Source organism: Clostridium oceanicum (assembly GCF_039521385.1).
GTDB classification, from domain to species: domain Bacteria; phylum Bacillota; class Clostridia; order Clostridiales; family Clostridiaceae; genus Clostridium_F; species Clostridium_F oceanicum.
The window spans coordinates 670,825-684,755 of sequence record NZ_BAAACG010000008.1; the positions used below are offsets into that span (position 1 = coordinate 670,825).

Here is a 13,931-nt window from a genome sequence, read left to right on the forward strand (position 1 = left end):
AACGTTATCATTTTTTGTCTATATATGTAATTTAACATGATGTTATTATTTTGTCAATGTTTGTCATACTGTATTTGTAGGTTTTTCATTCATATATATTTTTCAGAATATTAAGAATATAGAATTATATATATTATGTTTTTCATTTTTTTGTTTTATTTATATCTATATAAATGTTTTTTATTTACATTAAAAATTACCTTATTAGTATTATTTTTAAATATATATAACAGCATTATTGAGTATTCTATACCATATCATAGGATAGCATCTACTCTCATACCTTAATTTTACATATATTGAATTTGAAAGAAATTTTGTATATGAATTTATAAAATATTTTTATTCATCATTTTTCAAACTAATAAATCTTTTCTTGAATATATATACCATATCAATGCATATATAAGATTATCACTCCCCTTTATTAAATAATAATTATTATTTTTAACATAATATTATTATTTATATATTTCTTATCACCACAATATATGGTATACTTTTATTAAACACGCACTATATGTTGTGATATCTAATTATCAGCTCGGGAGGAATAAATGTGATTAATGTTAAAAATTTATTTAAGAGATATTATACTAAATCTCTTGAAAACAATCCTAACAAAAATGTATATGACCTATTTAAATGGAAAAAAGTTGATGTACTAATGAAAGATTTTAAAACAAATAAAACTTTAGTCTATATGAAAAATTTAGAGTTCCCATCTAGCTATTCTCAAACTGCTTGTGATATTATAGCTTCTAAATATTTTAGAAAAGCAGGAGTACCTACCAAATACGGATATGAAACTAGCCTTAAGATGGTAGCTCACAGAATGGTTAACTTTTGGACTAAATCATTAATAGATGAAAATTTAATAACTACTAAAGAAGAAGAAAAAATTTTCTACGATGAAGTTATGTATATTCTTTTAAATCAAATGTTTGCACCTAATTCACCACAATGGTTTAATACAGGTCTTGCTCTCTCTTATGGAATAAAAGGCAATAAGCAAGGCTTATACTATTTTGATAAAAATCTAAATAAAATTGTGGAAAGTAGCGATACCTATACAAGAACTCAAGCTTCTGCATGTTTCATAGTTTCAATAAAAGATAAGCTACTAGGTTCTCATTCAATTTCTGAACAATTTATAACCGAAACAAAATTATTTAAAGGTGGTTCCGGTACTGGTAGTAACTATTCATCTATAAGGGCTATTGGTGAAAAACTATCTGGCGGTGGCGAATCTTCTGGGCTCATGAGTTTTCTAAAAGCTTTAGATAGAAACGCTGGAGCAATAAAATCTGGTGGAACTACAAGGCGTGCTGCAAAAATGGTTTGCTTAGATGTAGATCACCCTGAAATTTTAGATTTTATAACATGGAAATCCAAAGAAGAAGATAAAGTTAGAGCTTTAGGTAAAATGGGCTATAGTACGGATTTTGAAGGTGAAGCCTACGAAACTGTATCAGGACAAAATGCAAATAATTCAATTCAATTCTCTGATGAATTTATGAAAAAAGTTGAAACTCTACATCAAAAACCTGATGAAACTATAAGATTAAAAGGAAGAGTAGATTCTTCTGTAGATAAGATTGTAAATGTATCTGATATATGGGAAAGCTTTAATGAATCTGCATTTAAATGTGCTGACCCAGCGCCTCAATTTTCTGATACATTTAATGCTTGGCACACTTGTCCTGCTGGTGAAGATGGCCTTTTGGGAGAAAAACATAATAGAATAAATTCCACAAATCCTTGTGGAGAATATGCATTCCTTGATGATTCATCCTGCAACTTGGCTTCTATGAATGTGTTTAAATTTTATGATGTAAAAAATAAAATATTTGATGTAGAAGGATACATCCATTCCATAGGGTTAATACAATTAGTATTAGAATCCTCTATTAATTGGGGACAATTTCCTACTGAAGACATAGCTAGAAAAACTCATTTATTTAGAACAACCGGTTTAGGAATATCAAATCTTGCTTCTTTACTTATGGTAATGGGATACCCTTATGATTCTCATGAAGGGAGGACTATAGCATCTTCTTTAATTGGAATTTTAACAGGTCATTCTTACTTTGTATCCTCTTTAATGGCAAAAGAAATTGGTACCTTTTCAAAATATGATATTAACAAAAAATATATGTTAAAAGTTATAAGAAATCATGCTAGGGTTTCTGATTCATTAAAATACTTTAAAAATAATTCTAAGCTTTCATCTAAGCTATCACAAGATGAACTTAAAGAAAGTTTCGAAGGGTTAAATTACACTCCTTTAAAAATAGACCATGATTTACTAAAAAAAGAAAACTTAGATTATATTTCTTCTAAACTAAAAAAATCCTGGAATAATGCTTTAGAATATGGCTATCAATATGGTTATAGAAATGCTCAAGTTTCAGTAATTGCCCCTACAGGAACTATTTCTTTTGCTATGGATTGCGGCTCTACTTCTATAGAACCTTTTTTCAGCCATATAGTCTATAAAAAATTGGCTGGTGGTGGACATTTAACTATGGTAAATCCAGTTATAAAATTATCATTAGAAAATTTAGGTTATTCTAGTTCTCAAATAAAAGATATTCTAAATTATGTTTTAAGAAAAGAATCAATTGAAGAAAATGGGTATTCTTATGAAAAAATAATAGATGGTAAAATAGAAGATGCTCCTCATATTAAAGAAAAGCATTTAAAAATATTTGACACTGCAAACAAGTGTGGCTCTGGTAAAAGGTACATTGCTCCAATGGGTCACGTTTTGATGGTAGCATCTATTACCCCTTTAATATCTGGCGCTATATCTAAAACAGTAAATTTACCTAATAACGCAACTATTGATAATTTTAAATATGTAACTTTAAAATCTTGGAAATTAGGTATAAAAGGGATAACTTTATATAGAGACGGCTGCAAAGCTAGTCAACCTTTAAATACTACACTTTCAGATAGTAAATCATTTAACTTAGAAGATTTATCTTATAAAGAACTACTAAAAATAGCAAAAGATTCAAATAAAAATTGCAAATCTCACAGAGATAAACCTATAGGAATTAGAAATGGCACTACACACCCAGCTCAAATAGAAGACGTAAAAATATATACAACTGTAAATAGAAACGAAGATAATGAAATATGCGAAATATATATAACTACTGACAGAGAAGGAACCACAATAACAGGCCTTTTAAATTCTCTATCAAAAACTCTATCAGTTATGCTCCAATACCATGTACCTCCTTTTAATATATCAAAGATGTTAAGAGGACAAAATTATGAACCTCATGGATTTGTACAAAAACACCCTTATATAAAACATGTTTCTTCTATATCTGATCTTGTAAGTAAAATAATTGATATAGAATTAGGTGACTTTTCTAGATGTCAAATTAAACCTAAAGGTTATAATAAAAATGATTTAAACTCAAAAACTTATAATAATAAAATTAATACTACTCATAATAAAGAACAACTTAAAGACTACTCTAAAAATTTAAACCCCTCTAGTAATGGAGAAAAACTTTACGGAGAAAGTTGTCCTTTTTGTTCAGGAAACAATATGGTTAAAAACGGAACATGCAAAGTTTGTATGGACTGTGGCTCTACTACTGGCTGTAGCTAAAATTTAAAATCTTATAAAAATACCTTTAAGAAATTATTCTTAAAGGTATTTTAATTTTATTTTTTATTTTTCTTTTTATTCTTTTTAGTACTATCTTTTTTTGTATTATTTTGCTTTATGTTTTTCACTCTATTTGGCTTTGCTTTAGGCTTTATTACTATTTTTTCTTTTTTAGAAGATCCGTTTTTACCAAATCTAACTAAATCCATAAACCACAATATGAATATTATAACTATAGATGAATGAACAAACATCCATATACTATCTTTTATATTTAATCTAAATACGGATGGTAGTACAAATATTATTATTGCAATAGCTAATACTATCCATTTATTTATATTTATTTTTTCTAAAACGAAAATTTTCAAAGCGTTATAAACAACAATTATTATAACTGAAAAAAGTAAGATTTCTAATACTAAACTTAACCATGGTGGCATGTAAATTTCTCCTCTCTAATTTATAGATACAACACCTACTATAATATAGTTTTTATATTATCACAAAAACTATATATATCCAAATTTTCTGTAACAATATTAACAGTTTCTACATAGTATATTATAAATAGTTTTTTCAACATAAAAAGGAATTGTAACCATTCCCCCTCTGCTACAATTCCTTTTTATTTATGAATATATATTACCTATCTTATTACAATCAATTATAAAGATTCCCTTTTAAGCATCTTTAAAAATATAAAGGAAAATTTAATATACAAATAAAAAATCCTAAATTCCAAGTAGAATAAAAGCTACTTGAAACTAAGAATTTTTTTATTAATTTTAATTTTATAAAACTAGAATATATATTTTTCTTTTCCTGGTTTTCTAGTAAACACTGTTGCATCATCAATTTGATTTAATTGACATATGAATCTTGTCATTCTTTCAACCCCAAATCCTGCTCCAGCAGTTTTAACTAGTTCTCCCCTTTTAGCTAATTCTATATAATCTTTAAATCTTTCTTCATCTTGATTTATTTCTCTCATTCTAGTTATTATTCTATCATATTTATATTCTCTTTCTCCACCGCTTAAACCTTCTACATATCCTTTAGGCCATATTAAATCATAGTTTTTGTAAGTTCCTTTGTTATCCAAATCTTCTGCATCATAAAATTCTCTTTTATGGTTTATAATCCAGAATGGTTCTGTAGCTTTTTCTGAAGCAATTCTTTCAAAATCTTCTCCATATTTTTCTTCTAATTCTTCTGTTCTATATTTTTTAAAAGTATCCTTTAATTCTAAGTGATCTGTAGTTAATCCTAAAGCTTTAAACTCTTCTGTACATTCTTTTTTTATAAATTCAAAGACATATCTTACTAAACTTTCCATGAATTCAAATACCATTTCCATAGTTCCTTCTTTAAATTCAAAGTCTACTTGAGTAAATTCAAATAAATGTCTTTTATCTCCTCTTTCTGAACTTTCAAGTCTTATATTAGGTGAAACTATATATATTTTTTCTAGTCCTTTATTCATAAGAGTTGCTTGTTTGTGAAATATCATTGATTTCATAACATCAAACTCTTGACCTTGATAAAACAAAGCACTTTCCTCTACACTATGGTTTAAAGTATCTGTAATTGGTGCCATCATTAACGGCATCATTCTTGTTATTTTATTTTTATACATATAATCATCTACTGCTCTTAATATAGATTGTTGTACTCTTAATATATATGGTAACTTAGGATTTTTAATTTTATCTACTGCCTCATTTAATAATTCTAATTCTCTTTCTTTTTCAATCATCTTTTCTTTTAATGAACAAACTTCCATAATTAATCCTCCTCATGTAACTTTCATTATTTATTAGTATAGATTTCTTAAATTAACTAGGAAATATTTTTTAATATTAAAATTTATACTTTATTTCTTAATGAATTTAATAAACTATTATTTTTATTTTTTAAATCGCTCTTTGTAATTTATATTAATATAATAATACTTTTTATGTTTTTTTGCAACATTATTAATGTTTTTTTATTATTTTTGTAATATTAATAATTTATAGCACCTTTAATAATCAATTTATTAATTATATTATTATATATAATACTTTTTTTAACAATTTAATAATTTTTTTTGTTATAATATTGGTTAGTTAATAATTTATCTAATTTCTATATTAGATTTTTCAATACCTATGGAGGTGTTACATATGAACTTAAAAATGGAGGAGTTAGACGACTTAGATCTACAGATACTTGAAATACTAATAAAGGATTCCAGAACCCCCTTTTTAGAAATTGCAAGGCAATGCCATGTTAGTGGAGGAACTATACATGTTAGAATGAAAAAGATGCAAGATATGGGGATAATAAAAGGAACAAAATTAATTATAGATAATTCAAAACTGGGATATGATGTGTGTTGTTTTATAGGAATATATCTTGATAAAGCTTCTTGTTTTACTGATGTTCTAAATCAACTAAAAGAAATCAAAGAAATCGTAGAACTTCATTATACAACCGGTCAATATTCTATTTTTGTTAAAGTAATTTGTCAAAGCATATCCCATCTTCAGGATTTATTAATGAATAAAATTCAACTTGTTACCGGTGTTCAAAGAACGGATACTTTTATTTCTTTATCCCAATTAATAGACAGAAATATTGAAATCTAATTAAAACTTATGTTTTTATGCTTTATTTAAAATAAAAAATAGTAGGTTTCCCTACTATTTTTTATTTATTTCTTCATAATCTACATCAATTACTTTTCCATTCAAATTATTTGTTTCATACTCATTTGAATTATTATTAGAATTATTTGTTCTAACACTATCTTTTTTACTTTTAGTAGCTTGTTTATATTTTATTTTTATAAAGCTATATATTGCAAAAATAGCTATTGCTCCTATTAGTATAGGTATCAATTTCAAAAACAAATACATTCCTAATAAAATTATACCCACCATCAATATTTTTGAAGAACTATTTTTAGAAGCCATCTACTTTTAACTCCTTTTCTAATATACTAAATTTGTTAAATTAAATTATATCATACTTATAAGTACTACCCTATATAATTTTTTTAAATTTCAATTAACAAATTATTAAATAAATAAAAAATCAAAGTTTCCCCTTATATTTCATAAAATATAATTACTTAAAAATTACTAATAGCTTTAGTATTAGTAGTCTTAAGAAAAATAGTTCTCAAAACAAACTAAAATACTATCTAATTATTTATTTCAATTTCTCTTATTAATTATTAAACATATTTATCATTAAATAATATAATAATATAAAATAATGTATTAGGAGAATTACCTTGGAAAAAATAATCAAACCTAAAAAATACGATTTTTCAAATGTAATTGGAATAAGCGAATATCAATTAAAAGAACATTACAAACTATATAAGGGTTATGTAAACAAAGTAAATGAACTATTAACGCTCTCTAATGATTCTCAAGACTTTAAAAATAGCAATCCTACCTATAGCAAAATGAGATCTGTAAAGCTAGGAGAAAGCTATGCTTTAAATGGAGTTAAACTTCACCAACTATATTTTAATAACATAACATCCACACCTTCAGCACCAAAAGGATTAATATTAAAAAAAATTGTAACTGACTTTGAATCTTTAGAAAATTTTATTGAGTACTTTAAAGAAGTAGGTTCTTCTGTTAGAGGCTGGGCTATACTATGCATAGATCCAATAGATAACAAACTTCATATATATGGCTCTGACACTCATGATACTGGAGCTATGTGGTTATGTTACCCTCTACTTATAATGGATGTTTATGAGCATGCCTACTTTATAGACTTTGGAACAAATAAAAAAGCTTATATGGATGAGTTTTTCAAAAATGTTAATTGGAATAAGGTTAACCTCCGCTTAAAAAAATATTTCAATTTGCTTCAAAATAATTTATTTGAACGTCAACAAGAATATTTAAGTTTTTCTAATTCTTTTATAAATTTTTAATAAAAATATTCTATAAAAAATTATATAGTTTTACATTTAACCTTAAAGGTTCCTATTTAACTAATTATTTAATTAATAGGAACTTTTATTTCTATAAAAAAACTATATATATTACATATAAATATTTATCTAAATAATCAGTAAACTTTTTAACATGTTTTGAATATTATATAATGACAAGGTTATAAAACAAAATAATAAATAAACTAAAAAAGAAGGGATCATATGCTTTGTTGTTATTCCTTTTATTGCTTTTTTTTAATCATATTATTCTTAATCGCTATATATTGTTGTTTCCCATTTTGCGGATGCTTCTTCTAGTAAATAATAGTCCTGGTTTAAACCAGGACTTTAATTATTTATATTAATATATGTTATATAAATTCACACAAATCACTTTCAATTCATAATCTATATATGATAACTTTATTCTATGGAGGAGATAAAATGGCAATTCCTCAAAAATCTTCTAACTACACCGATCACCCCTCAAAAAAAATATATGACAAAGAGAAGATAAAAACTAGTAAACCTAAAGAGGAGGAAAACAATTCTTTTGAAGTTATAGAAAAAAATTCTGGAAAAGAAAAATTTTCTCTCATAACTTTTGAAGGAGGAAAAGATTTTTGTAATATACCTAACATAAAAACAAATATAACTACTGTTAAATTTCCAAATTGGATATCCTTAATACAAAAGAATAAAGAACAATCTTCTAATAAAGAAAACATACCCTCATCAAATACAATAGCATCTTGGATAAAATGTGAAGGAGAGCAAGATAACATAAGAAATATACTATTTGAATATCCAGTATGTTCTGTATCTTTACATTATTCATCTTACTTTCCTATAAAAATATGTGCCTATGACTCTAACAATAAACTTCTAGCTACAATTGAAGGTAGTAAAAATTGGTCTAATGAATCTGGATACTCTCAATTTAATGAACTAACACTAAGGCAAAATAACGATACAATAAAAAAATTAAAAATTGAAAACTTTGCAGAATATATAGCTATAGATAACTTAAAAATATCTAGAATATCTGAAATCCCTAGTGAAAAATTTCAAGTTATAGATAATAATGAATATACTGCTAAAAATAATGATGAAAATTCTCCCTTAAATACTTTTGAAAATCTAGATGAAAATAAAAACAACCAAGAAAATGATATTCCTAAGGAGGATACTGATTCAAATAATACTTCAAAGGATTCTTTAAATAGTAATGAAACTACTAATTCAAATAATAGTGAAGAAAAAAAGGATAAAGATTCTTCAAAAGAAACTAAAAGCAATCAAAATAAAACTTTTGATAAATTATTTATAGCACTGTCCTTATATCTACTTTTCTTCCATAATTCTAATACTAATATGAATCCTATGAGAGGTCCTATGATGCCACCTAATATGAACCCTAACTTCAACCCTAACAATCCTAATATTAATCCTAATATGCCTCCTAATAGATATTAATAAAGACTTTAATTTAATATAAAAAAACAGCTAATGTTATGTTAACAGTAGCTGTTTTTCATTTAACCTAGGGTCTTTATAAATATATTATTTATCTATAATTTTATAATCTGCATCTACATACTTGTTTTTATAAAAATTCTTTGAATTACCATATAGTTTAGTCTCTTCTTTAACTATATTTTTTTTAACATATTTAGCTGTTTTTTTCCCTACCTCTACTCCTTTATTCACAGCTTCACCTGTCAAACTAAAAGTTAATTTTGTAGTTAATGAAGCTCCTTTTCCTATAATTTTTCCACCTTTTTTTATTCCTTTGCTCAAATCACCATGATCTTTTTTCTTTGCTATATGAGAAAGTAAATTAGAAGTACCGGATACTCCTTTTTCCACAGTATCTCCCAATACATCTCCTGTTATTTTAATCATATCTCCTATTTTTTTCATTAATATCACCCTTAATAAAATTGTTTTATATTTAAATTAGTATATCACTTTTATATTTTTAGTATATACTATTAGGTTATGATGTATATTACTAATCTTATTATTATTATACCACAAATACAAATATTGTATTTATTACTATTTATGTATATTGTCAACACCAGTTAATACTTATATACTGAAGTAATTCGACTATATATCTAATTATCTATTAATAATTCATTAATATTACCTTTTGTAAATGTTTTCTTTATTTTTTAGTCCTTGTACAAACTTCTTCTTTCTTATAATATAAAGTATATACTATTTATTAATGTATTATATATTAATCACGTATATAGAAATAAAATATATAATATATATTAGTACCACTAAAATTAAAAGGAGTAAAATTATGACTATATATGATGAAAATAATTTACATATAGTTTCAGATAATTTAAGATATCTGAAATTATTGTCTAAACAATATCCTACAATATCTAGTGCAAGTACAGAAATAGTAAATCTACAAGGTATATTAAATCTGCCTAAATCTACAGAGCATTTCATAAGCGATGTACATGGTGAATATGAATCTTTTACCCATGTTTTGAAAAATGCTTCTGGTGTTATAAAACGTAAAATTAATGATATTTTTGGTAATTCTTTAAGAGAAGAAGAGAAAAAAAAATTAGCTACACTAATATATTATCCAGAACAAAAACTAGATTTGATAAAACAAAGTGAAACTAATTTAGATGATTGGTATAAAATAACTTTATATAAACTAATAAAACTATGTCAAATAGTTTCATCTAAATATACAAGATCAAAAGTTAGAAAAGCTCTTCCTAATGATTTTTCTTATATTATAGAAGAATTATTAAATGAACAAGCTGATAGAGTTGATAAACAAGAATATTATAATAGTATAATTCAAACAATTATAGACATAGACAGAGCATCTGAATTTATTATATCTATATCAAAGGTAATTCAAAGATTAGTAGTAGATAGACTTCATATTGTAGGTGATATATACGACAGAGGCCCTGGTGCTGATATAATAATAGATGCTCTATCTAAACATCATTCTATAGATATACAATGGGGAAATCATGATATTGTTTGGATGGGAGCTGCAGCAGGTTCAGAAGCTTGCATAGCTAACGTTATAAGAATATCTCTTCGTTACGCTAATTTAGCTACCCTTGAAGATGGATATGGTATTAATTTACTACCACTAGCTACTTTTGCAATGGATTTTTACGGAGATGATCCTTGCACTAACTTTGCCCCTAGAACTATAGAAAAAACATTAAGTGATACAGATTTTAATCTATTGTCTAAAATGCATAAAGCTATATCAATTATACAATTCAAATTAGAAGGTCAATTAATTAAAAGAAGATCTGAATTTGAAATGGATAATAGATTATTATTGGATAAAATGAATCTAGAAGATAAAACTATAAAACTTAATGGTAAAAGTTATAAACTAAGGGATACTAACTTTCCAACCTTATCCAAAGAAAATCCTTATAAATTAACAGAAAGAGAAGAATGTTTAATTAAAAAGTTAAGAAATTCTTTTTTAAATAGTGAAAAACTTCAAAGACATGTTAGATTTTTATATAATAAAGGAAATATGTATTTACTTTATAATTCTAATTTACTATTTCACGGATGTATACCTTTAAATAAAGATGGAAGTTTCAAAGAAGTTTTAATTTGTAATGAAAAATTAAAAGGAAAAGCCTTATTAGATAAATTAACTGAATGCGCTAGAGAAGCCTACTTTTTTAAAAAAGATGCTAAATCTAAATTATATGGTATGGATATGTTATGGTACTTATGGTGCGGACCTAACTCTCCTGTATTTGGAAAAGCTAAAATGGCAACCTTTGAAAGATACTTTATAAATGATAAATCTACTCACAAAGAAATAAAAGATAATTACTATAATTTTAGAGATGATGAAAATATGTGTATTCGTATTTTCAAAGAATTTAATTTAGATCCAGAAACTTCCCACATAATTAATGGTCATATTCCTGTTAAAACTAAAAATGGAGAAAGTCCTATAAAAGCTAAGGGTAAACTTTTAGTTATAGATGGGGGGTTCTGCAAAGCTTATCAACCTCAAACGGGAATAGCTGGATATACTCTTATATACAACTCTTATGGGCTTCTTTTAACTTCTCATGGTCCTTTTGAATCTACTCAAAAAGCCATAGAAGAAGGTAATGATATTTTATCTTCAACAGTAATATTAGAACATGTTTCTAAAAGAAAAAGAGTTATAGATACTGATATAGGAAAAGAAATTAAAAGTCAAATTAATGATTTAAAAATGCTTTTAGTGGCTTACAGAAAAGGATTAATCAAAAAATAATATTCATATTAATATAAAGTCATAGGATCAACTTACTATATTAACATTAATTTTAAAATTATGTAATTTTATATAAAAAATATAAGAACCACTTATTTATACTTTTAAATAAGAGGTTCTTATATTATATACAACCGTAAATAACTAATAAGTCATTACCTTCCTTTTTATTTTTTATCTAGCCTATCATTTCATCCATATCCTTAATCATATCCAAATAAACTTCTATATCTTTAGAATAAACATGTTTGCTAAAAGCTTCACTTATAGCTTTGCTAGATTGTCTATAAAAAATTGATGGAGAATTATTAACTGCATAATAATATTTACCATTTTCTTTATATATAGGATCATTTATAAAAGTATGTCTTGATCCTTCTATAGCTTTTCCAGCATTAGCTGCAGCATCAATTACTAAACAATTACTTTTTAATTTAGCTTGATCTTGTAATGTTAGTATATGACAATTTGGTTTGTCCATCTCAATTCCATTTATAACAACATCATATTCTTGTAATTCATCTTTTAACTCACACATAGTTTTTCTATAAAACATTCTTACGTCTGAATTAAATTTATTCATAGCTGCAAATGCGCCTTGAGATACATTTCCTGATCCTAATATTGCTACTTTAGTTTCAGAAGTAGGAATACTTCCATAGCTTAATATAGCATGCATAGTTGAAGAATATCCTGCTATAAAACTGTTTTTTCTAACAAAATTAGATGGAATCCAATCTATTGGTATGATTTCATTTTTATAATATACAGATGGATGAATGTTATCTAAATCTACGATAACTAGATTTTTAGGAATAGCTTGATCTTCCATAAACGCTTTTCCTGACCCTTCTGGATGAGTCCAACCAACAATTATTTGTCCTTCTCTTATATGATGATAATCTGAAGGTTTAATAACTTTTAGTGAAAATATAGCCTCGCAATTTTTAAATACATCTTCTCTAGAAGCTATACTACATCCTGCTTGAATGTACTCGAAATCTGATATGCCTAGATTATTTCCGAAGCCTTCTTCTATAACAATTTCATTTTCAAAATTTTTAACATGCTCCGGTAGTAAAGCAACTCTGTTTTCTTTTGGGTGATTTGGAATAATAAAACCTAATTTCATATATTACCTCCTTTATTTTTACGCATTTTAGAATAAATGTAACATAATTACATTTATTAACCGCTTAATCTATTTGAAAAGTCACCAATTCTATTATACAATATAAGTTTTTACATGTCAAAAATTACTTATATCAGTAAAAAAAATTAAAATATAATTTAAATTTTATATTAAATTTTGTTTATAATAGTAAATGGTAGTATTACTTCCTAAAATATAGTACTATGAATATGACCGATAAAGTTTATAATTATTATTTGGGGGAGGATTATAAATGAAAAACAGTAATGGACCTTTATATAAAAATATTGCATTGGATATAGCAAATCGAATAGTGAGAGGAAAACTAAAGTGTGATGAAAAAATAAGTGGTAGATCTACCCTAGCTAGCATGTATAATGTATCTCCTGAAACTATAAGAAGAGCTATTGCATTACTTGAAGATATGGATGTTGTTAATTCAACTAAAGGCAGTGGAATAGAAATTCTGTCTATATCAGCTGCTGAAAAATTTATAGAAAGAAATAAAAACAACGTCTACTTAAGCACAGTAAAAGAAAATATATTTGATATACTAAAGAAAAAGAAAAAATTAGATGAAGAGTTAGAAGATAACTTCAATAAAATAATGGATTTAGTTGAACGATTTGAAAACATATCTCCTTTTACTTTAATTGAAGTATCTATAGATAACAATTGTCTAGTTCTTGGTAAAAAAGTAAATGAACTTAAATTTTGGCAAAGAACTAGAGCTACTATACTAGCTTACAGACGCAAAAGTAATATAATTATATCTCCTGGCCCTGAGTATATATTTACAGAAGGAGATATTATAGTAGTTATTGGAAGCAGTAACGTTTATAAAAAAGTTTACGAATTTTTGTACGAAGAATAATTTTATTTCCTTTCTCTTTTTAAA

Annotated in this window: 11 protein-coding genes; 6 read left to right on the plus strand and 5 right to left on the minus strand. The window is 25.6% G+C overall.

The features are described 5' to 3' along the window. Positions 1-559: 559 nt before the first annotated feature. Complete coding sequence (locus ABDZ71_RS09175) at positions 560-3,631, plus strand: vitamin B12-dependent ribonucleotide reductase (RefSeq protein WP_343760966.1); 3,072 nt, start codon at positions 560-562, stop codon at positions 3,629-3,631. Positions 3,632-3,687: 56 nt separating this feature from the next. Here the strand turns inward: ABDZ71_RS09175 and ABDZ71_RS09180 are convergent, their stop codons facing one another. Then, a complete protein-coding gene (locus tag ABDZ71_RS09180; protein WP_343760968.1) occupies positions 3,688-4,074 on the minus strand; it encodes a hypothetical protein in 387 nt (128 codons plus the stop codon). Positions 4,075-4,433: 359 nt separating this feature from the next. Continuing rightward, on the minus strand, positions 4,434-5,417 hold the full coding sequence (locus tag ABDZ71_RS09185) for an asparagine synthetase A (RefSeq protein ID WP_343760969.1): 984 nt from the start codon (positions 5,415-5,417) through the stop codon (positions 4,434-4,436). A gap of 382 nt (positions 5,418-5,799) precedes the next feature. Between ABDZ71_RS09185 and ABDZ71_RS09190 the strand changes: the two genes are divergently transcribed. Then, on the plus strand, positions 5,800-6,264 hold the full coding sequence (locus ABDZ71_RS09190) for an Lrp/AsnC ligand binding domain-containing protein (protein ID WP_343760970.1): 465 nt from the start codon (positions 5,800-5,802) through the stop codon (positions 6,262-6,264). Positions 6,265-6,318: 54 nt separating this feature from the next. On the opposite strand, the gene ABDZ71_RS09195 is transcribed toward ABDZ71_RS09190, so the two are convergent. Continuing rightward, positions 6,319-6,591 carry a hypothetical protein gene (locus ABDZ71_RS09195; RefSeq protein WP_343760971.1) on the minus strand — a complete coding sequence of 91 codons (273 nt, stop codon included), beginning with the start codon at positions 6,589-6,591 and terminating at the stop codon, positions 6,319-6,321. Positions 6,592-6,923: 332 nt separating this feature from the next. Here ABDZ71_RS09195 and ABDZ71_RS09200 point away from each other — a divergent pair, with 332 nt between their 5' ends. Both ABDZ71_RS09200 and ABDZ71_RS09205 read left to right on the plus strand, forming a co-directional pair. Next, a complete protein-coding gene (locus tag ABDZ71_RS09200) occupies positions 6,924-7,577 on the plus strand; it encodes a superoxide dismutase (RefSeq protein WP_343761105.1) in 654 nt (217 codons plus the stop codon). Between the two features lie 447 nt (positions 7,578-8,024). Further along, positions 8,025-9,056, plus strand: a complete 1,032-nt coding sequence (locus ABDZ71_RS09205; RefSeq protein ID WP_343760972.1) for a hypothetical protein — start codon at positions 8,025-8,027, stop codon at positions 9,054-9,056. 87 nt (positions 9,057-9,143) lie between these two features. Here ABDZ71_RS09205 and ABDZ71_RS09210 read toward each other — a convergent pair whose 3' ends face one another. After that, entirely contained in the window at positions 9,144-9,503 is a 360-nt protein-coding gene (locus tag ABDZ71_RS09210) for a hypothetical protein (protein ID WP_343760974.1), read from the minus strand. 394 nt (positions 9,504-9,897) lie between these two features. Here ABDZ71_RS09210 and ABDZ71_RS09215 point away from each other — a divergent pair, with 394 nt between their 5' ends. Next, positions 9,898-11,880, plus strand: a complete 1,983-nt coding sequence (locus ABDZ71_RS09215; RefSeq protein WP_343760976.1) for a fructose-1,6-bisphosphatase — start codon at positions 9,898-9,900, stop codon at positions 11,878-11,880. A 178-nt stretch (positions 11,881-12,058) separates the two neighbouring features. Here ABDZ71_RS09215 and ABDZ71_RS09220 read toward each other — a convergent pair whose 3' ends face one another. After that, positions 12,059-13,012, minus strand: coding sequence for a Rossmann-fold NAD(P)-binding domain-containing protein (locus ABDZ71_RS09220; protein ID WP_343760978.1), 954 nt, complete (start codon positions 13,010-13,012; stop codon positions 12,059-12,061). Positions 13,013-13,286: 274 nt separating this feature from the next. Here ABDZ71_RS09220 and ABDZ71_RS09225 point away from each other — a divergent pair, with 274 nt between their 5' ends. Continuing rightward, on the plus strand, positions 13,287-13,907 hold the full coding sequence (locus ABDZ71_RS09225; RefSeq protein ID WP_343760980.1) for a GntR family transcriptional regulator: 621 nt from the start codon (positions 13,287-13,289) through the stop codon (positions 13,905-13,907). The last annotated feature ends 24 nt before the right edge of the window (positions 13,908-13,931 follow it).

Bases quoted from the DNA above. Each gene is read 5' to 3' on its own strand.
- ABDZ71_RS09180 (WP_343760968.1), bottom strand. From the start codon at position 4,074: ATGCCACCATGGTTAAGTTTAGTATTAGAAATCTTACTTTTTTCAGTT.
- ABDZ71_RS09185 (WP_343760969.1), bottom strand. From the start codon at position 5,417: ATGGAAGTTTGTTCATTAAAAGAAAAGATGATTGAAAAAGAAAGAGAA.
- ABDZ71_RS09190 (WP_343760970.1), top strand. From the start codon at position 5,800: ATGAACTTAAAAATGGAGGAGTTAGACGACTTAGATCTACAGATACTT.
- ABDZ71_RS09195 (WP_343760971.1), bottom strand. From the start codon at position 6,591: ATGGCTTCTAAAAATAGTTCTTCAAAAATATTGATGGTGGGTATAATT.
- ABDZ71_RS09205 (WP_343760972.1), top strand. From the start codon at position 8,025: ATGGCAATTCCTCAAAAATCTTCTAACTACACCGATCACCCCTCAAAA.
- ABDZ71_RS09210 (WP_343760974.1), bottom strand. From the start codon at position 9,503: ATGAAAAAAATAGGAGATATGATTAAAATAACAGGAGATGTATTGGGA.
- ABDZ71_RS09215 (WP_343760976.1), top strand. From the start codon at position 9,898: ATGACTATATATGATGAAAATAATTTACATATAGTTTCAGATAATTTA.
- ABDZ71_RS09220 (WP_343760978.1), bottom strand. From the start codon at position 13,012: ATGAAATTAGGTTTTATTATTCCAAATCACCCAAAAGAAAACAGAGTT.
- ABDZ71_RS09225 (WP_343760980.1), top strand. From the start codon at position 13,287: ATGAAAAACAGTAATGGACCTTTATATAAAAATATTGCATTGGATATA.